This is a genomic window from Providencia sp. M-27 (genome assembly GCF_011077905.1).
Classification (GTDB): Bacteria; Pseudomonadota; Gammaproteobacteria; order Enterobacterales; family Enterobacteriaceae; genus Providencia; species Providencia huaxiensis.
In genome coordinates this window covers 38,778-57,577 of record NZ_JAALBT010000015.1, presented here as the reverse complement: position 1 = coordinate 57,577, position 18,800 = coordinate 38,778, and the positions used below count along the sequence as shown (strand labels likewise).

Below are 18,800 nucleotides of genomic sequence, written 5' to 3'. Positions count from 1 at the left end.
ATGCGGTTACTTGAATTCATTCATTACATGTACCGCAACCAAAAAAATAAGCTGCTCATCGCAATATTTATAATCGCCTTAATCATAGTCCGACTTGTTAGTCTGGGTGTTGATGCTACGACATTGCTTGGCTTCATACTTGGCCTTGCCTTTTTAATGTTAATGGGCAGGCAAAAGGCCGTAAGGACAATCGTTATATTGGTTGGTATGCCTTGTATTTTACTCGCTACCATCGCAGGCTATCACCCCCCAGAAGGATATCAGAGCAGCATTTCAGGCTTTGTCGCGGGTGGGTTTATCATGCTTCTGTATCGCGAGTATATTCTTTACCGGAATACCATCACAAAATAGCAACTAGACAATCATTCGCACCTGAATAATAATACTGTATATATTTACAGTTATTCAAAAGGTGGCGTTATGCAATTTTCATTATGTGAATTACCAGCGGGGATAAAACTGCCTTTTTTCGAGGCGCTCATTCCCGCAGGCTTTCCCTCCCCAGCCGCTGATTACGCCAAAAAAAACATAGACTTAAACGAATTATTAATAACACACCCGGCGGGAACCTATTTTTTGAGGGTATCAGGTACATCAATGATCGACGCCAATATTAGCGATGGTGACATTGTTATCGTAGACAGTAGCCTACAGGCGCATGACGGAAACATTATCATCGCTTCCATAGATGGCGAATTTACTATCAAAAAACTCCAAAAAACGCCGTATCCAGCACTTATCCCGATGAACCCAAGTTTTTCTCCAATTCCTATAGCTGATTGGGCTGAGTTCACCGTCTTTGGGGTTGTGACCTACGTTATTCACAAAACGTTATGATGTTTGCTCACTGCGACATTAACAGTTTTTATTGTTCGTGCGAGTCTGCTTTTAACCCGCGCCTCCAGGGCTTACCTATTGTTGTTCTGGCAAATAATGACCATATCGTAATCTCACGTTCAAAGGAGGCAAAGGCGCTGGGTATTAAAATGGGGGCTCTGTACTTTGAAAATGCAAATTTCTTTAAAAAAAACAATGTTCAAGTCTTCTCTTCAAATTACACCTTGTACCAGGATGTATCAGACAGAACTATGTCTGTGTTATCCACTTTTGCAGATGTCATGGAAGTATACTCAATAGACGAGGCCTTTCTGATCGTGCCAGAAAGTAAAAGGTTAGGGGGGTACGAGGAATTTGGCCGGGCCATCCAAAAAGACATTTTGCAAATTGCACATGTTCCTATTGGCGTTGGTTTTGGTCCGACAAAAACACTCGCCAAGCTGGCTAATCATGCGGCAAAGCGCTGGAGCAAAACCGGGGGCGTAGTCGAATTAAGCCAAAAAACCAGACAAAGAAAATTGATGTCATTATTACCGGTTGATGAGATTTGGGGGGTGGGTCGTCGCATTTCTGCCAAGCTGCGTATGATGGGCATTAATACCGCGTTAGAGTTGGCTGATGCTAATATCGCTACGATCCGAAAAACCTTCGGCGTTGTCGTTGAAAGGACGGTTCGTGAGCTCAACGGTGAGTCCTGTATTGAAATAGAAGAAGTGCGAAAAGTTAAAGAGCAAATTATTTCCTCGAAATCTTTTGGCAAAAAAGTTCAATGCTATGACGAAATGCACCAGGCAATTTGTTCCTATGCAGAGAGAGCGAGTGAGAAATTGAGGGCTGAAAAGCAACTGTGTGGCGTCGTCAGTGTATTCCTTGGCACAAGCCATTATTCGCCAGGCCCTTTGTATAGCAATCGGGCTACTGAGCGTCTGGTGTACGCTAGCGCAGACACAAGAGATATCATTAATGCCGCAGTTAAAGCTCTGGGGGCAATTTGGAGGGAAGGGTATCAATACCACCGAGCAGGCGTGATGCTGTCTGATTTTTCCGGTTCAAATGTTACTCAGTTCGACCTTTTTTCCACCGCCAAACCTTTTAAAAGAAGTGAAGAGTTGATGGCTCTATTGGATAACATGAATCGATCTGGAAAATTCAATATTGGCTTTGCTGGAAAAGGATGTGACCCATCCTGGGGAATGACGCGCGGCATGCTGTCTCCGGAATATACAACAAACGTCAATGACCTCCCGATTGCGAAGGTGCGTTGATCGTCAGGAAGGCATTGAAAAGGGTGCTTGCATCACCGAACATGGCAAAAGAAAGAGAAATGTGGGGGAGATAACTCCCCCACAAGACTACTCGTTACAGGAAAGAGTAGCTTGAACCACTGTATTTCCGCTGCTTACACTCAAAGAGCAAAGCCTATCTCGCATTAGCAGAGAGAAACACAAAACCGTAATACATACGGCAATCAGCCTAATAAGGGCAAACTTGGTCATTCCTCTTGACTCCTTTTGTTAAAGGAGGCAGAATCAAATTGCTACGTTTGGAGACTGCCTCGAATTATTGTCATATATAATTCGGGGCTTTCGTCTTTTTGGAACTTGCAAATGCTCGAACCAAAATGATTCAAGCACCCAAATCCATAATAACAGACTTTTACTTCCCACAAACATCTGATCTCATTAATCATCAGTATGACGAATGACCTCACCATCTGCATCTTCACCAGACGGGATATATAAATTTGGAATAATAAAACGGCGGTCCAGTTCTGGCTCTATCTCTGGCGCTTTACTTGTGGTTGCAATGACTATATTTGCAGGTAACAATGGATGCTTTTGAGATATGTATTCCTTTGCGTAACCGACGACTGCGGGATGGTAATCTAAACCAAATCCAGAGAAATTATCAGCCAAAAAATTTGCCCACGGCTTGCCTAAGCCTGGTAATTCTTTGGATTGATTGGAAGTAAATCTGCTAGTGCCTTTTAGGAGGGAATAAACAAAAGCAGCTGGTAAAGCAAACGAACCAACTGAGTGTTCCGGGTCTCCTCCATTAGCACTTGAAGTAAGGCTTACGTCGTATAGTAATATGTTGCTTCCCCATGAGTGGTGTACTATCCTGCCCAATTGATTGAAGTCAAAAGCTGAGTATCCTGTAGGTTCTTGTCTTTCATTTAAATACATTTTTTTTGCTTCGTAGTAAATTACCCCCTCGATGGTCACCTCATTAGATAAGATTACTTTAATAAAAAAAAGTACGTCCCCTGAAGCTGTCTCAGCCTTGCCTTTTTGCTTATATGACTCCCAAACAGTAGATTGGTTTTGCGATTTCCATTTCAATTGCTTCCCTAAGCTACCAATGGCATTCAATGCGTTCGTTGTTATCTGATTTTCATCCCAAGAACCATTTTTATCGGTTCGTAGTGCATTAGCTAAGACATCCTTAATAGATTTATCAGCTTCAATGATCCAGTCGTTTTTGTTTAATTCCGTCATTTAATATCCATATAAAAGTAGGTTAAAAGTGTAAGCTCATTGCTGTGCTTTGCTGTCTAGCGTTGCGTAATAGCCCGCGCCAGGCAGTGTCTCGGAAAGCTTGCGGTAATGAGCTAATCTCTCACGGAAATATTCTCTCAGGTGCTCTGGCTGCTCCTGTTCAACTTGAACATCAAGCACTTGCTTATTTAGTCGCTCTTTATAAGCAACGGCTGAAGCAGCAAGGTCAACATTAACCTTGTCCATTTCTTCTTTAGATAATTCCGCTAAGTTGTGTCCCATGTCGTGCCTTTAATTTAACGTCTAATCCATCGATCATAATATGGTTAAAGTATAAGTCTATGCACATTGAAAGATAACAAGATGCGTTGGCTCTCATTTTCATCTTTCAATTCCATTTCTGACACTTTGAGGTTCGAAATCTCCTCAGGAAACCCAATTGTTAAAATTGTTAACGCGATACATATAATGAGGATTATGTTAAATAAGCCATTGATTTATAAAGGCATTTCGCGATTATAATTTTATGCGTTCCTGCCCTACTCGTCTACTTGCAGGTTAATGCAAAATTACACAATGTTGAGTCACTTCAAAAAAAAGAGAGCAAACGCTCTCTTCTTTTCTTATTATCGAGTAGATATCAGATTAGTTAAACCACTCTGGATTCCTGGCTTTATCCATCACAAAAATCTGTTCAGTGCTCTGCATGACATCGTTCGGTGTCAGCATTAACTCATCGTGGCGCACGATAAATGGCCGAAGTCTCACTAGGCCATTTTTCTGGCTATAGATATTCATGACTGCGTGCATGCGTTCGCCGGGTGAAATCAAAGTGAGCCATTGGCGATAAGCGCCAGTGTTTTTGATGTAATTCACTAACGCAAAGCTGAGCGCGCCAGCATGCTTTTGCGATAATGCTTTTTTCCTACTTTTTTTAATGAGCTGAGCTATTGCCTCCACATGAGCCCCAATGGGCACATCAAGGTTTGTGCGCGCTGAATCAAAGTCCCGCTGTCCAATGGTCACCAAATGCACCTGATCATCTCGGTAGTCCCGCAGATAAAAAACATGGGAGGTAAACGGTGTTGAGTGAATGTGGTCTCCCAACTGCCAGCCAAATGCATTTAAGTTCGCGGCGGAAATCTGTTTATCAATTATTGCAGTCATTCTGAGCTCCTTCTGTACGTTAATACAGAAATGGTAAGCCCGCCCAGTCGCCTGACGAAATCACTTAACCGAGATCATGCGTAATAATTCAAGAAACAATGTCTGGCTTTTGAAATGCCCAATTAGCCAAGAAAGGCATTTATCCAAAGAGGATAAACCAATTTTGTCACAAAGGTTGGATGAAACGGCTAGTTTTATCGGCGCTTTTCAGTTGTGCGCACCATCGAGTGATTTGTTAAATTCTGGTTAATTTGTGCCCACATTGCACATAGGTCATTCATGCTGCATAAACGCGACCCACGGTGGTAAAAATGCAAATTATACTGAGCAAATATATACTTGCTGTAAGCAATGGAAAAATCGTGACAATTTTATCACGCATTTTCGCTTCAAATGTTCATTCGTGGTTTATGCATTTTTTGACCAAAAAAAGACTTCCATCTAATTCTGAAGAATGTATGATTTAAATCAATGCAAACGAATGTGAAGCATTGTATGTCTGGGTGGGGATCCAGTGTGGGGGGTGACTTTTAACGAGTCACCCCCTTTTTTACGGCTTAAACCTCACTCATATTCCATTAGTTTTTATGCATAAATATGCAATTACTAACACGCTGTTAATTGTACCGAAAAGGACAACAAAACAGGGTGCTTTTCCGTTGACCCTTATTTGGCAAAATCTATACCCTACAGGGAAAAGGTAAGGATTTGATTGACTGGAAAAACAATGAGCGAGAGCAACGAAGCAAAAAGTTACAAGCACATACAATTAATGCAGCGCATTACGAAAATGTCCACGGCTGAAGATTGGGAAAGTGCCCGTACTGAATGGTCATTACAGCAAGTTTTTCGGGCGCAGATAGCTGACCAGTGCTTGTGCGGCCATCAGCCAATCATAAAAATCTGCGTTATCAAAAATAAAACGAACAACAAGGCTGCAAGAGTTGGGAACTGCTGCGTCAATAAATTCATGGCTCTGGGTTCGGATGGCATTTTCAATGCAATTGATCGGATATCAAAAGACGGTACGAAAGCAGCCAGTCGAAAATTGCTTGAAATGGCATTGGCTCAATCCGTGATTACCCCCTGGGAATTTGAGTTTTACCTGAGCAACATCGACAAGCGGAAGCTAACGCAGAAACAACGGAAAACGCGTGAGTCTATCAATGCCAAATTAGCAGACATGGGTGAAGAAAGTCGTGCGCTGGTCTACGGTGCAAGTCACATCCAAACCGCATTCAATCAGAATGTCATCAACCAGTGGGAAAAGGACTTCGCATTGCGGACCTTTCCTATGAAAAAATTAACGGTCAAACAGCACGCGATACGAGCTAACATCCAAACCAAAATGATGCAGGCCGGGATTTCCAAAGCGCTACCGGAAACCACCGCAGAAGCGCAGGCCCTCGCAAAGGTTAGTGCCACCCCCTTCTGTGTCATTTCAGATCCTGAACAACTGGTAGTCAAATTGGCCGAGGCACGGGAAAAGGGCTATATCTCCGCCTGGGAAAAAGACATTTTTGAACGCAAGCATAACACTAAGGGATTCAGCACAATCGCTGAGCGTGCGGCAATCCTGCGTGTCAGAGCGGCTATACAGCGTCTGTTGAATGAGGGCTAATCCGTGAGCCCACATCACCTAACCATTCCACCAGCCCGACCTTCATTAACCGAGATTGCCCAGAAGGCAAGAATTATACTCGACGGGTTACTAGCACACTGCAATGTTTCCTCAACCAAGGGAACCTGTCTATATGCCAGTTTGATGCTGGCCGCAATGTTAACCCGAGGCGGCTATCCGACACGGATCCGTGGAGGTGATGGGTACGCTGACGGAGGGTTATACACATCATCATCTCAGCACGGCCATTATTGGTGTGAAGCAACTGCGGATAATGCTGACTTTATTGTTGACCTGACTGCGGATCAGTTTGGATTTGAGGTCGTGGTTATAAAGCGAGCAAATGCAACTGATTGGCCGAGATACATCCCCGGCTGCCAGGCAACCGTTGACCTGCACGTTAGCTTAAATCTAGAGGGCTAATCCAATGATGCCTTTGAAATTTAAATCAAGCTTTTTGATCGCCATTTTATCCACAAATTCTGTACATAACCCTGTGCAAAATAGGTCACAAAATTTCGATAGTGACTTGCCCTCGGTTAAAATATCAGCACTGTAGTAATCAAATAGGACCTCAACATGACTCAAGAGAACATCGCGTGGTCGATTACTGACGAACTCAAGCTTGTGAAGGGGCTGAAGGATAACTACTCTTTTACAGCCTTATCGTCAGTCATCGGTAAGGATGTGGAAGAAATTCAACGCAAGTGTATCGCGATGGATTTGTACATTGCCACTTGTGAAAACATTGATGACCTCAGCCAGATAACCCTGGTGCCAAATCACCAGGTCGGTATTGCTTGCTTGGGTAAAACTATGTCCGGCATTTATCGCAATCTGACCGAGATGGGATGGGCTCCACAGGTATGGCGTGGAGAGCAATCACTGCGGTCGCCTGAGTGGTGGACATCACGCCCTGCTCTTGCGTTTCGTTATAACGACGATGCTGACGCGCCTGCTCGCCGAACAGTTCACTTGCTCAATAACGGTAAGCCTTGGACTCCAGAGGATGTGGGCATGATGCTGACAGCTCTGTCTCAGCGCCCCAGTAAGGATGCACTAACGCAGGTACTGATGCGCAGCATGTCTAATATTATTCAACAGCTCTCTATCATGGGTTTGGTTCGTGTCGGAACTGCTGAAGACTCAGGGGAGGCCAAGGTCTGGATGTGCGCAACTATCCAGCCACGAGTGCTGTCGAAAATGCGTTATTTTGACGTGCTACCTATGTTGCACAATGGCTGGCTCATTGATGGTTTGCAATTAACAGCCCCAACCTGGTGGTCTGACGCAACCCAGATCACCGACCTGATTCCAGGCTCCTGGCCGCTGAAAGCTTCAGTCACAGAAGCCGATACACCAGTTCGGTGTAATGAGCACATGATGGCCGCTGCAACCTTGTTGAAAGCAGTGAATGCCAAACGACAGGCTATTGATACCGCAGCACCTCAACCCCCTCCTCTGGCTGAAAAAAACGCCACCCCCGCAGCTTCGACACCACCTACATCCACTGAAAAGCGCCAGCCAGCACCTGCTCGTGAAAAAACGCGCAACGGTAAATTATGGTTCGCTGGCAACTATAAATTCCTATTCACTTTACTTGGGGAGCATCATTCGCCAGACGTGATAGCCAAAAAAATGGATCGGACAGCAGGTGCAATCAGCTCACGCATTCAACTCATCGGCCTGACACGTTACATTAAAAGTGAGATTGAAGGTGAGAAAGGAACGGTCTGTATTGTCGATGAAGTTTCCATTGACACGCTACGCAAACAACCTGACTTTGTTAAAGATCAGCTGATAGGTGCTGGCTGGAAAGAGAAAGGAAACTTCCTATACTCACCTGACTGGTGGCTCAAATACCCCCACCAGCTGGGATGATCCAACAAGAAAAGGCAACCACATGGTTGCCTTTTTATTACCGACGTGTCAGTAAAGCTCTCCTGACGTTAGCAACAACACATCACCGACGATCGGCCCTTCCAGGCAAACATGTTCCTCCAGCAAAGTGGTGGCTCGTTGATTCAAACCCAGCTCGCTGTGTTTCGCGTCTTCATTCATGAGAACACGATCATAGACCACACCATTCAACGTGATGCCCTGACTTAGCTGAGAAAACTCAGGGTACCCTTTCAGAACGCTTTGAACGAATACAGGGTCAAGAAGCCCTTGCTCATCAGCCTTGGTGACTGTGGTATCACTCTGGCCGGTTCCTGCTCGGATAATCAATGCCATTAAAACCTCTGCGTTGGTAAGAGCCTTAATTATCTCATGGCACTGTATGGAGCCAGATTTTTTTCCCCCTCGTTTCGCTCTCCTTTTCTGTGTTTTTGTCAGAATGCCCGTGTTTAAATTGGGAACTGCCTACGCTGCCCGAAAGCGTTAAACGCCAGCCGGGTATGGACCCATTTTGACTGGAGAAGAAAAATGCCTAAGCTCGACTTGTTTGATGTGCTGATGATTGGTGGTGGAGTTGCCTTACTGGCTGGTCACTACATTTGGTCAAAATTCTTTAAGAAGCCGGATGATGAGGGAAAGGATTACGCCGAACCTCCGGCTATTATGTCAGCGGCCTCTCAAGCAGAAGAGGAAAACGATCACAACAAGCACTACCATTAATCAAAAGCCCCGGCAAAACCGGGGCTCTTCGTTTCTATGAATTGTGGTTCACGGCTGCGTTCTCAGTTGCTTCAGCAAACGCAGATTTCTATTTGCGAATCCAGACAACGTGATGAGTATCATTGTCATCACAAGTAAAGCACAGTTCAGTATTCGTGATATTCCTGCGATTTCAGCCGACTCCTGATACTTCACTTCAATGCTTGGTTTGGCATCATTAACAATGCTTGGCTCAAGTCGCTGGGCCAATTCATATAATCGATATGCCAACTCGCTATCCACAAAATAATTATCCCTCAAAATGCGAACACTGAGGGCTGCGACTCGGCTCGCTTTATCCAGAAGCTTGTTAGCTTCCTTCTCGTCAGAAGTGTTCTGCGCGGCCACAGCCAGAGCCTGAACCAATGCCACGCTTATGGACATCGCACGACGAGCGTCACCCGCAGCATAGCCTGAACGTATTTCACCTTCAAAAGCGGTAACCGCATTTGTATCATTGCTCCCCTTTTCCATCGCATCCTTCAGGATAAGGCCAACCCCTGGGTATTCTGTCGTGATCGCGCTCAGTAATTCATTAACCTCACCGGCAGGAATAAGTATTTCAGTCCGTACCGAAGTGGCGCTAGGTAACGATTTTGGTTCATCATGCGTCAGGATTATTGTTGAAAAAATGACACCGGCGACAGGCGCAATGATGATGAGGTACGATGCTTCTGACTGCATTATCGCAATCCCTACCACGACAACGGCCAATGCAACTAAAAATGGAATACTATACGAAAGGTATTTTTCAATAACCCCGCCGATTGTGACAAATCCCCCTTCTATCGACGCCCCTGAACCGAGAGACAAATTAACAGGTTTATTGATCGCCATAGCATGGAGTGTATCCAGTTCAAACTGTTGCATCCAACTGAATATCCAGACGAAACCCGCAAGCAGCAACAGGATGCAACCCGTCAAAAACAATCGATTTCGCTTGTGTTGAATACGTTTTTCAGTCGAGACAATATCTGGTTCTGTCTTAACCATTCCCCCCTCCGGACACTAAACGTTAAATGAGATGGCCGAATAACTCGGCCTATGATGTAACTGCTAAATTATTCCGCCAGTTCCAAAAGCAGTTCACGGCGGTGCTTCTGCCAGGCGTCTGTACGTTCAGATAGGCGAGCGTAGTGGCCTTCGCTTTCACGTTGGATCCGTTTAATCTCGCGCGCGGCACCGCCGATGGTGTTTGAAATGTGCTCCAATGTTGACTCATCATACACCGGGCGATGTCCTTCCCGTGCAATTCGGATGGAGCTCTCGCTGACCAAGTCTGCCTGGTGTCTCGCCTGCGCATTAACGACATCGCCCACTGCCTGAACCAGCTTTGAACGGTTGTTACTTTGTGTGGCCTGATCCACCAGCAAGTGAGCGCGTTTGGCAGATGGGAGTGTTACACGCTTGATGGTTTCAAACTGGTCAAGCATGTTGAGGTTATTTCGCTGCATCATTCGGATCATGGTCAAATCCTCAAAGCATTTCTGCTGCGTCATGATGATATCTACTTTGCGTTTTTTCAGTACGGCCAGCTGGTGGTCGATATTACTGACTTCCAAAGCAAGCAAATTGTTTTCTGGGTCGCTCTTCAATGCCTTGCGGCGCTGTTTCAGGGTGGCTTCAATATGCTCTATCGCGAAACCTGCGGCCACAATATTAATGCCCGACTCATGCACTTCGGCCAGCACTTCCTCATACAAAATGTCGAGGTTATTGTTGTGACCAATGAGATCAGTCGAGATGCTGGTGATGTCTTCCGTCAGTAAGCTGACTTGGTTTTTAACGTTGTCAAAACGGTCATTCGCCCGATGAGCGAGTCGAAGTGCGCGCGTCGCGTAGTACCCGAGCACTGGGATTTTCAGTAACAGCTGCTGCACCTTGCCAGGCTGTACAGACGTACTGATATCGCGAGCAAGTTCAACGATTTCATTCAGCCGCTTGCCGTCCTTGCCTTGGTTATAGACATGAACGTTTTCCAACAGCTTATCCAGATAGGCACCATCGGGTGATTTGCTGCGGCCAAAGTTATGTGCGCTCCTTGGATCGCCCAGCACAAGGGTGTTTGCGACGGCAGCGACCTGATCGCGCTGAGCTGGGGTGACGGCAAACTTTTCAGACTCTTTGTTCAAAATAATCTGATCAGCGGTGACAGTGATTGTGTTGGTCATATCAGCTACCCTTTTTAACGTTATCGTTGAGTTTGTTTACCAACGTTCGAAAACGCTGTTCGACTTGCGGATCTATCTCGATATTGGCCGCTCCACTTCGCAGTTGTTTTATTTGGTGATGCCAGATAGGGATTGCACTTTTCACAACCGCATCCAGAAGGTCTACCTCTGTTGCGGCAGAGTGCAGCAACATCCCTACCTGAACCTTATTCATTTCTGAAGAGGCTTTGGTGACTTCCAGATTAAGGATGCGTTGAGCTAAGCGGGTCAGTCCGTACTCCAACTGATCTGATAGCCCCTCCCCACTTTCACGATATTGGGCTATAAATGCCCGGCCTTCTTGGATGTAAGCGTCCAAAGCTTCAATGTCACGCGTATAGATTTGCTCAAGCGCCAACAAGATATGCACGCCTTTTTGCGCCTGCTCCAGTATCAATGGGGCTTGTGCCACCAGCCGATCGACACGACGACAATTCATGGTGAACTCAATCATGCGTGTTTCTTTTGACCCCGTCAGGGCATCCCAGATGCGGGACAGGAATCCCGTCTTGCGCTTGAAGTACACCGCAGGGTCACAAGCCTCAAGGTGCTTTACCAAGAGTGCGCTTGTTTCGCTGATTTTCGTATCTTCAGATCCCGATTTCATGGCTTCTTCCAGCGTCATTTTGTTACCGTTGAAATCAAGGATGTCATCGGAATGGGACAGTAATTTGGGACCAAAGCTAACAACGCCTATCGCGTCATTGACGAACGCGGGTAATTGCCGAGCAATCAGGCTGGTGGACATGCGCACTCCTAAAGAACAATAGAATCTACCTTCAAGCTATCACGACAAATTTGCTGACAAAGAAAATGAGGTCAATTTTTATCAGTAATAAGCCCCCTTTTTTTCGTCTTCGTTTTGTCGATGAAAAAACTCAGTCACCGGTTAGGTGTTCGGTATCCTGTCCGCATCCATAAACAGGAGGAAGCTATGCTCCGATTCGTACCATTGATGATCTTGACTGGCCGCCTACGGCTCAACCGCGTATTCACGTTACTGACTGACGGTGCTGTTTCTGTTGCCTTTTGGTTCTGTTTATCGGGGGAATTAACTTGGATTGTCCCAGTCGGTTTGCTGGCTCTTTTCTTACTGGTTTTTGCGGTGATCGGGTATCGCTGTTATTACCTGCCGGTAAAAACGAATCGGGTAATCCGTGTACGCTTTAGTCGTGATGACCAATTCGTCAACTTGTCCCTCATAATCATGGAAGGAGGCGAAGAAATAGAGTATCCATTGGCCGTAAAAATGGCGCAAGGTAGCGCATATCACTTCTACCTGTTGTCAATTTACATACGCCTGGCTGATTCACTCACTCGTTACGCGCGTTCTTTGAAGGCGGTGCATTCATGAATGGGCTCGGTATTTTATTTGTCGGGCTGGTGGCAGTTTTGGGCCGAGATGTCATCAAACGCCGAAAACCGCAACCCTGGCTTGTGATCGCCCTTGCCTTGTCCGTGACGTTGTTTGTCAGTGATCGGTGGATAGGCTCAATCTACAGCGTCCCTACGGGCTCCATGCAGCCCACCTATAAAGTAGGTGACTATGTTACGGCGGTCAGGCTGGGGGGATTGCTGGACGATGGCCGATTAATGCGCGGCGATGTAGCTGTGTTCAAGGCTCCTTCAGTACCTCGCACGCTTTATACAAAGCGCATTATCGGCATTCCCGGTGATGTGGTTGAATTTGACACAGACAAAACGTATCGAGTCAATGGTAGGGTACTGGGGCAAAAAACCGAAGAAAAAGGTGGTTTCCTTGTGTTCTCGGCCTGTGATGAGCGCACTGGTAAACCGTACAGATTTGTGATCGATACACACGCTGCTTATGTACCAACAAAAGGTCGCTGGGTTATTCCTGAAGGCTATTACTTTATGGCCGGGGACAACCGTGATCACTCATGGGATAGTCGTTACTGGGAAAACCCACCTGGCACACCAAAGCCTTTACGAGGATTGGTCCCGCATGACCGGATTCATGCCCGTGTCATACACACATTGTTCAATTTTAATCCGTTCAACAATTACGATGCGCTCGACGTACAAATGGCAGTGATCCGCCAAGGTGCAGATGGTGCGCGAAAATGATGATTGAAATCTTCTACCAGACAAAATCACCTGAAATGGTGGCTGAATTCGCTCGTGCCGTAGAAGCCTACAATGAGTGGAGAGCTCAGACTCTGGCTGTCTGTGAACGGCTTGGGTTCATCAACTTTTCAGGACCAGACTTCTGCGTACCTGAATATTTTTTCCGCTCACGTTATGAACACATCCAAAAAGTGACCGGCTTTAAGTTGGCCGGGGATGATTCCCTTTTGGCTGAGACTGATCACATTCCCTATGCCTTGCGTCATGACAACCCTGCTGGTGAGGCTGTCTCTCGTGAGCTAATGCAATTAGCTGTAAATGCTTTGACTGCGCTAGGTGTTGATTGTGCGCTATACGGTGAGCCTGGTGCAATGGGATATCAACGCGCTATCTGCATGATGCTGGGCATTAATCAGCGCGTCACGGCAGGGGCTGTCATTGGTTTTTCCCAAATATGGGCAATATCTGACGAGCAAGGAAACTTCTCTCTCGTTTGCTCCATTCCCGTGAATGCCCGTGAAGATACCATGACCTATGAACTACCGGATATGCCTGAAGGCTGGGAGGATATATCGGCTCAGCAGGTAATCCACTTATTCAATAACCACAATTCCATCGTCATGAAGGAGTAATGCAATGAAATATCTGTCAGTTTTGATGGTTCTAATCCTTGGGGGGTGCGCTAACGTCGGGCCGGGAAAGCCGATGCCTGTGACACCTCTGTCAGCCCCAGCGCAACAGAAAGCGCCGAGCAAAGAGGTGACGACGGATCCAGTGACGGAGCTGGATGCACTACAAGTCTTATTTAACGAAGGGCTCGCTGAGGATGCTCAGTATGAAAGCGCCCGATTTATTGAGGGGAGCAACCAAACCATGATTATCGCGTCTGTCCTAAATGTCCCCTGCCAAATGGTTTTTCGGTTTGTTGAAGCAACGAACGGGGATTTTTGGATCCCCAACCAAATCGCATGCGATAACCAGGATGCTATGGCTGGGTACGTGCCTGCGGCCGAAACTGGAGTGATTTCGTCAGCGGATCTGCCGATGATAAACTCGGCACATTCAAATGACTAAGCTACTTTGTTGAGGTTTATATGGTTTTGCGTGTGGTGAACTACGTTTTAATGTTAATGATAGCTGGTGTTTATGCCCTGGCTGTATATGCCAGTAAGAATGAGGCCGAGCTCTTCCACATTATCGGTGTTGGAAACATGGCTTTGTTCTGTGCCGCTGTATTTTTGCTGGCCCGCAAAGAAATTTACTACATCTGGGCAACGTATGTCTTATCACTAGTGGTTTACTATGCTGTCATTTCACCATACCTACCTCTCATCCCTGAAATTGTCGTTTACGGCACGCCATCCGTAGTGGGGTTGATTGCCGTTTACGACATCGTGATTCTAAATTCCAATGAGCTGTCGGTGAGGGCCAAGGCTCGCCGGGCTTGGCCTAAAAAACGAAAATAGGTGCAGTAAATGTCGAAAGGAAAGAAACGTCAGGTTACACCCGAAAAGGCAATGCGGATCCGCTTCTATGGTATGTCGGGCCTGATTATAGTGCTCAATACGATTTTTGCGGGGAGCTCGAAAATTCAGCTGATTTCCTTTCTGCTGACGTTGTCCATTTTCCTGTTTTTCACGTTCTCTGGGCGGGTTGTTGTCGGAACGTGGTTCAGAAAAGAAAATTGGCGCACTTTAAATGCCCCTCAGACCACATTGCTATTTCGTGTCTATATCGGGCTTCCAATCGCGGCAATCACGGTCCTTCTCTATGCTTATGGGTATCAAGGTGCCATCAGCCAGGCGATTGTCGATGTGTTGTTCCCGCCCGGTGAGAAGGTTGAAGACAAAATGGTCTCTGTCATGAACCTGCTCCATGCCAAACTACCGCTGCTAGTGGGTGCTTTCCTTTTCTATATCGGCTTGTGTTTCTTTGTTGGGACGGTCGTTAAATATCTTCAGTTATCGGCTTCAGGGCGTGCGCTTGGCAAGCTAAAAGGAGTCGTCAATGCACGTCAGGTCTTAGAGCGAATGACGTGGGATCAGTTCGAAAAAGTGGTTTGCAAGTTCTTCGAAACTAAAGGCTATCGCGCCCGTGTTACTCAGGCTGGCGCTGACGGTGGTGTGGATGTTGAGCTTCAGGGTTTCGGCCACCGGGAAATGGTGCAATGCAAACACTGGAAAACAAACCGTGTCGGTGTTGCTATTGTCCGCGAAATTTACGGTGTGGTGCTCGCAGACGGCTTTCACCGTGGATTCATTATTACGTCAGGCCTGTTTACCGATGAAGCATGGAAGTTCGCTCAACGCGAAAATGTGAAAGGAAAGGTTATTTTACTCGACGGTACACAACTGATCGAAATGATTAAAGGGAATGGAGAGTTAGAACAGAATCCCCCTAAGTCCCAAGCAACCACTCAATCCATTGATGCGAAAGAGCCGTTGTGCCCGGTATGCGGCGGAAAGATGGTTCTTCGAAAATCTGGCAAGTCAGCATTCTTTGGTTGCTCCCTATTCCCAGACTGTCGTGGTACCCGCGAACTGTAGTCGTTCACCTTTTCTTTCATGGAGCGCCGTTTAGTCGGCGTTCTTTTTTTATATCCACTCCATCTGAAAAGGGAAGCAAAACGCAGACCTTTTCGCCCTTCTGAATTTCGGCAGCGGAAGCAATGCCGTTATAATCACCAAGCAATCCAACCAGGCAGTGAGGGTAACACTGTTGGTCATGGGCTCCGTTCTGCGGGGTTTGTTAAATAGGCTGAACTGCGACGGGGTAAACATAACGAACGTTGCAGTGATCGGTAATGTGCATGAATGAATTTGAGGGGAAATAGATGACTGAGAAACGCGGCACTGGCGCTGAATACGGTCAGGAAATTTTGCGTGAACGCTCTGCGGAAGCGGACACGCCTGAACCAACGAAGAAAGTATCGAAGAAGACGGTGCTTTCCGTGATCGTAGCGGCCATTATCGCAGGGGGTGCGATGACGGCTGTTATTTTAACGAGCGATAAAACTCCGGCTGAGAAAGTCGAAGCTATGTCGGTTAATATCGGTAACGACGGTGTTGCGCTGACTGATAAAGTCAAAGAGGACATTGAGAACAGCGGCACTCAAGCTCATGAGTCTGAACTGACTAATGCCGAAGCCGTAACAACTGATAGCAAAAACGAGCCGCAAACGCCCGCGTTGGAAATTGCCGAACTGAAGAAGAACAGTTTGCCTGAAACTAAAACTCCGGTTGAAGCCGAAGTGGTTGAGCCTGTTATGCCTACGGCAGAAATCCTTCCGGCTGAAGATGTCGTTAAGGCAGAGCAATCTGCTCCAATTGCGGCCAGCAATGAGCGGGAGTATGACCCGGCCAAGTTTGGGATCGCTGAGGAAAATTCACCTGAAGCCGACGTTTCCCCTTCACTGGGCGGTGACGTAAAAGCGGCCCCAGTGGCTGAAGAGCAAGCGAAGGCTGAACTGCCAGCGCCTGAGCCAGTACCAACTCCTGTACCAACTCAGGCGGCTGAGCCTGCACCAGCAGGCTCACCAGAACCTATCCGACCGGAGCGCGTTGAGCTCCCCGCTACTAATCAGTTCGCTCAACCTATGACGATGACGGGTTCGGATCTGAACTACACAGGTTCGGCGTTGAAAGTTGAGTATAAAGCTCAACAACAGGATACCGTTTATCTCTACAGCACGTTTGCTGCCAAAATCTTCCTGCTACCAACGGATAAGGGTGAGAACATAAGTGCCTACCTGTCAGACGAGAAAGGTTGGCAACTGAAATTGCTGCCTGGCGGTATTCTCCGTGTCCAGCGCAGTGAAAATAAGGCCTCCTGGTCGCAAGCAACGGATCTGTTTATCGTTGCAGGCAAGCGAACCTATTCACTGATTCTCCAAGGTGTTGGTGAGCCGGGCCAGCGGACTGACTCCCTTCGTTACATTTCGGCGGAGCCTGAACAAAAGCCGAAATCAAAAAAGTAAGATCAATGGGACAGGCGTATCCTTGATACGCCTTTTTTATCGGAGTAAATATGATAAGCCCTCTTATTGATGGAATCCGTCTCATTGCGACAAGCTACTGTATCAGCATTCCTCACGCCGAATGGACACCACAACATTCATACCTAGTTTGTCGTGCGCTTCTTCAGCGGGGTGTTTTCGGTGGTAAGGCAATGTTGGGAACTCGGCTAACGCGACATAAAGAGGCGGTTAACGATGGTGATCACGGCGTTTTTTCAATATCTCATACGCAGTATGGCTGGTTAGTCCTGGAGGATGGCACCATTCTTGACCCGGTTGGTTGCCTGCAAAATACCGATGACAGTGGTGAGCCACAGTACCGTATTGAGTATGATTCGGCCTGCTATATTGACGGCATCGACCCTATGACCTGCGATCGAAGTGAGTTACCAAAGCACTTCAGTGAAGATGAAATTTATCGAGTTAAGCGCGGCGTAATGCGTGAGATTTGTTCCCGCGCGCTGGGCTATACGTTGCAGGTTGAAGGCTTAACAATGGCAGAGGTGGTGTTTCTTCTGAATCAGCCGCTAAGTGTGTTTGGTGGGCACTCCCGCATGCTCTATGAGCACTTTATGGGGTTGGGTCTGAGTCGTGTGATGCCTATTTCCAAGGTGAATGTCATCAACCCTACCCTGGCGAAAAAGCTATGGGAGGTGTTCTTTGTCGATACTAACGAGAGCGAGCTCACCGCCATTTTGCGTTGAACAAAAAAACCACTCGATATATAGAGTGGTTTTCAGTTCGCTAACTTGACACTTCCAACTTAATAGCTCATCTCCGGCTCGGTCCCGCCTGCCCAACGGCGTTCCCAATGCTCCAGATAAACCTCAGCCACTTCTGGTAAATTATACAACACGATCGCATTTTCACTGTTTCGCTTATTCGCACTATCGCTGTAGTTGAAAGATCCAGTTTCCACCGTTTGCCGGTCAACCACGATGAACTTGTCGTGCATGATGGCATATCGCCCGTTGGTTCGGATTGGGATCTTAGCCAGTCTTACCGTATTCATCGCTGATATAGAGTGCTTGCTCTTATTGCCTTTCTCATCCACCACAATCTTGACATCAATACCACGCTTCTTTGCTGCCACCAGCTCTTTCACGATATCTCTCGATGTAAAGGAATATGCGGCCAGGCGGAGCTCTGACTTTGCCGAGCGGATAGCATTGATGATCGCCTTCTGGGCTGACCCTTCTGGCGAGAAGCCAATTACGATTTGCGTTTGGTGGTTTATCTGCGCGCCTTTCTGTGCGCGTGGAGGGATTTGTTCGCTTTGTTCTTGGCTACTACCCAGACCGTTAAGCAGATCGTCAAATTTAAACGCGAATGCGTTTTGGGCTGATAACGAGAGAGTGAAAGCCAAGGAACTGACCAAAAGCTTTTTCTTGAGATCCATGAGTCACCATTTTAGAAGTTTGTAATTGCACTAACCATTACAACACAGGGAAAACAAGCAACAAAACGTTTAGCCATGCGATTTGTTCACCTTTTTTCTACATGCAGAAAACTCAATAAATCAGATTTTTATCCATTACATCTAACCATTTCCCTTTTTGCATCAAAAAGTCACCTTATTTCTCATGTTTCAAGGTATTTCTGTCAGGCTTTTTTAATGAATCAGGTATTCGGTATCTGTATATTTATCTGCGTTCCCTGCTGAAACCCGTTAAATAGTCAGGTGAACATCCAAAAACTGAAATTTA

Annotated in this window: 24 protein-coding genes; 15 read left to right on the top strand and 9 right to left on the bottom strand. The window is 46.6% G+C overall.

Features of this window, described 5'->3' with window-relative positions; genetic code table 11:
• From G6Q48_RS22905 to umuC, 3 genes are all read left to right on the top strand, one after another.
• Entirely contained in the window at positions 1 to 351 is a 351-nt protein-coding gene (locus tag G6Q48_RS22905; RefSeq protein WP_042847307.1) for a hypothetical protein, read from the top strand.
• Positions 352 to 420: 69 nt separating this feature from the next.
• The gene (umuD, locus tag G6Q48_RS17770) at positions 421 to 837 is read left to right on the top strand and encodes a translesion error-prone DNA polymerase V autoproteolytic subunit (RefSeq protein ID WP_042847304.1); all 417 of its coding nucleotides are present in this window, start codon (positions 421 to 423) and stop codon (positions 835 to 837) included.
• Positions 837 to 2,102 (top strand): translesion error-prone DNA polymerase V subunit UmuC, encoded by a 1,266-nt coding sequence (gene umuC, locus G6Q48_RS17765; RefSeq protein ID WP_042847494.1) that lies wholly within the window; start codon positions 837 to 839, stop codon positions 2,100 to 2,102. Before umuD ends, umuC begins: the two co-directional genes overlap by 1 nt.
• Positions 2,103 to 2,189: 87 nt before the next feature.
• On the opposite strand, the gene G6Q48_RS17760 is transcribed toward umuC, so the two are convergent.
• The 4 genes from G6Q48_RS17760 to G6Q48_RS17745 all read right to left on the bottom strand — a co-directional run bounded on the left by G6Q48_RS17760 (position 2,190) and on the right by G6Q48_RS17745 (position 4,502).
• On the bottom strand, positions 2,190 to 2,333 hold the full coding sequence (locus G6Q48_RS17760; RefSeq protein ID WP_072035187.1) for a Hok/Gef family protein: 144 nt from the start codon (positions 2,331 to 2,333) through the stop codon (positions 2,190 to 2,192).
• 186 nt (positions 2,334 to 2,519) lie between these two features.
• Positions 2,520 to 3,335 carry a hypothetical protein gene (locus tag G6Q48_RS17755; RefSeq protein ID WP_042847303.1) on the bottom strand — a complete coding sequence of 272 codons (816 nt, stop codon included), beginning with the start codon at positions 3,333 to 3,335 and terminating at the stop codon, positions 2,520 to 2,522.
• Positions 3,336 to 3,371: 36 nt separating this feature from the next.
• The gene (locus G6Q48_RS17750) at positions 3,372 to 3,617 is read right to left on the bottom strand and encodes a DNA polymerase III subunit theta (protein WP_166267796.1); all 246 of its coding nucleotides are present in this window, start codon (positions 3,615 to 3,617) and stop codon (positions 3,372 to 3,374) included.
• Between the two features lie 363 nt (positions 3,618 to 3,980).
• Positions 3,981 to 4,502 (bottom strand): hypothetical protein, encoded by a 522-nt coding sequence (locus G6Q48_RS17745; protein ID WP_042847299.1) that lies wholly within the window; start codon positions 4,500 to 4,502, stop codon positions 3,981 to 3,983.
• A 727-nt stretch (positions 4,503 to 5,229) separates the two neighbouring features.
• On the opposite strand from G6Q48_RS17745, the gene G6Q48_RS17740 reads away from it, so the two are divergent.
• The 3 genes from G6Q48_RS17740 (at position 5,230) to G6Q48_RS17730 (ending at position 8,004) form a co-directional block, all read left to right on the top strand.
• Positions 5,230 to 6,123, top strand: coding sequence for a hypothetical protein (locus G6Q48_RS17740; protein WP_052219389.1), 894 nt, complete (start codon positions 5,230 to 5,232; stop codon positions 6,121 to 6,123).
• A 3-nt stretch (positions 6,124 to 6,126) separates the two neighbouring features.
• Positions 6,127 to 6,546, top strand: a complete 420-nt coding sequence (locus G6Q48_RS17735; protein ID WP_226617171.1) for a hypothetical protein — start codon at positions 6,127 to 6,129, stop codon at positions 6,544 to 6,546.
• 423 nt (positions 6,547 to 6,969) lie between these two features.
• Complete coding sequence (locus tag G6Q48_RS17730) at positions 6,970 to 8,004, top strand: hypothetical protein (protein WP_162762205.1); 1,035 nt, start codon at positions 6,970 to 6,972, stop codon at positions 8,002 to 8,004.
• A gap of 48 nt (positions 8,005 to 8,052) precedes the next feature.
• Here G6Q48_RS17730 and G6Q48_RS22900 read toward each other — a convergent pair whose 3' ends face one another.
• The gene (locus G6Q48_RS22900; protein ID WP_042847295.1) at positions 8,053 to 8,358 is read right to left on the bottom strand and encodes a hypothetical protein; all 306 of its coding nucleotides are present in this window, start codon (positions 8,356 to 8,358) and stop codon (positions 8,053 to 8,055) included.
• 192 nt (positions 8,359 to 8,550) lie between these two features.
• On the opposite strand from G6Q48_RS22900, the gene G6Q48_RS22895 reads away from it, so the two are divergent.
• Positions 8,551 to 8,742, top strand: a complete 192-nt coding sequence (locus tag G6Q48_RS22895; RefSeq protein WP_042847293.1) for a hypothetical protein — start codon at positions 8,551 to 8,553, stop codon at positions 8,740 to 8,742.
• Between the two features lie 48 nt (positions 8,743 to 8,790).
• Here the strand turns inward: G6Q48_RS22895 and G6Q48_RS17715 are convergent, their stop codons facing one another.
• The 3 genes from G6Q48_RS17715 to G6Q48_RS17705 form a co-directional block, all read right to left on the bottom strand.
• Positions 8,791 to 9,594, bottom strand: a complete 804-nt coding sequence (locus G6Q48_RS17715) for a hypothetical protein (RefSeq protein ID WP_166267794.1) — start codon at positions 9,592 to 9,594, stop codon at positions 8,791 to 8,793.
• Between the two features lie 248 nt (positions 9,595 to 9,842).
• Positions 9,843 to 10,952, bottom strand: a complete 1,110-nt coding sequence (locus G6Q48_RS17710; protein WP_042847288.1) for a toxic anion resistance protein — start codon at positions 10,950 to 10,952, stop codon at positions 9,843 to 9,845.
• 1 nt (position 10,953) lies between these two features.
• Entirely contained in the window at positions 10,954 to 11,739 is a 786-nt protein-coding gene (locus tag G6Q48_RS17705; protein ID WP_042847286.1) for a hypothetical protein, read from the bottom strand.
• A 186-nt stretch (positions 11,740 to 11,925) separates the two neighbouring features.
• On the opposite strand from G6Q48_RS17705, the gene G6Q48_RS22890 reads away from it, so the two are divergent.
• The 8 genes from G6Q48_RS22890 (at position 11,926) to G6Q48_RS17665 (ending at position 17,798) form a co-directional block, all read left to right on the top strand.
• Positions 11,926 to 12,345 (top strand): hypothetical protein, encoded by a 420-nt coding sequence (locus tag G6Q48_RS22890; RefSeq protein ID WP_042847283.1) that lies wholly within the window; start codon positions 11,926 to 11,928, stop codon positions 12,343 to 12,345.
• On the top strand, positions 12,342 to 13,079 hold the full coding sequence (gene lepB, locus G6Q48_RS17695; RefSeq protein ID WP_052219387.1) for a signal peptidase I: 738 nt from the start codon (positions 12,342 to 12,344) through the stop codon (positions 13,077 to 13,079). Before G6Q48_RS22890 ends, lepB begins: the two co-directional genes overlap by 4 nt.
• Positions 13,076 to 13,711 carry a hypothetical protein gene (locus G6Q48_RS17690; protein ID WP_042847282.1) on the top strand — a complete coding sequence of 212 codons (636 nt, stop codon included), beginning with the start codon at positions 13,076 to 13,078 and terminating at the stop codon, positions 13,709 to 13,711. Before lepB ends, G6Q48_RS17690 begins: the two co-directional genes overlap by 4 nt.
• Positions 13,712 to 13,715: 4 nt before the next feature.
• Complete coding sequence (locus G6Q48_RS17685; RefSeq protein WP_042847279.1) at positions 13,716 to 14,153, top strand: hypothetical protein; 438 nt, start codon at positions 13,716 to 13,718, stop codon at positions 14,151 to 14,153.
• Positions 14,154 to 14,173: 20 nt separating this feature from the next.
• Positions 14,174 to 14,545, top strand: a complete 372-nt coding sequence (locus tag G6Q48_RS17680; protein WP_042847277.1) for a hypothetical protein — start codon at positions 14,174 to 14,176, stop codon at positions 14,543 to 14,545.
• Positions 14,546 to 14,554: 9 nt separating this feature from the next.
• Positions 14,555 to 15,625: a restriction endonuclease gene (locus G6Q48_RS17675; protein WP_052219386.1), complete on the top strand. Its 1,071-nt coding sequence runs from the start codon at positions 14,555 to 14,557 to the stop codon at positions 15,623 to 15,625.
• 287 nt (positions 15,626 to 15,912) lie between these two features.
• Complete coding sequence (locus tag G6Q48_RS17670; protein ID WP_042847275.1) at positions 15,913 to 17,055, top strand: hypothetical protein; 1,143 nt, start codon at positions 15,913 to 15,915, stop codon at positions 17,053 to 17,055.
• 50 nt (positions 17,056 to 17,105) lie between these two features.
• Positions 17,106 to 17,798 (top strand): hypothetical protein, encoded by a 693-nt coding sequence (locus G6Q48_RS17665; RefSeq protein ID WP_052219385.1) that lies wholly within the window; start codon positions 17,106 to 17,108, stop codon positions 17,796 to 17,798.
• A 59-nt stretch (positions 17,799 to 17,857) separates the two neighbouring features.
• Here G6Q48_RS17665 and G6Q48_RS17660 read toward each other — a convergent pair whose 3' ends face one another.
• The gene (locus G6Q48_RS17660; RefSeq protein WP_080750914.1) at positions 17,858 to 18,493 is read right to left on the bottom strand and encodes a phospholipase D family nuclease; all 636 of its coding nucleotides are present in this window, start codon (positions 18,491 to 18,493) and stop codon (positions 17,858 to 17,860) included.
• Positions 18,494 to 18,800: the final 307 nt, after the last annotated feature.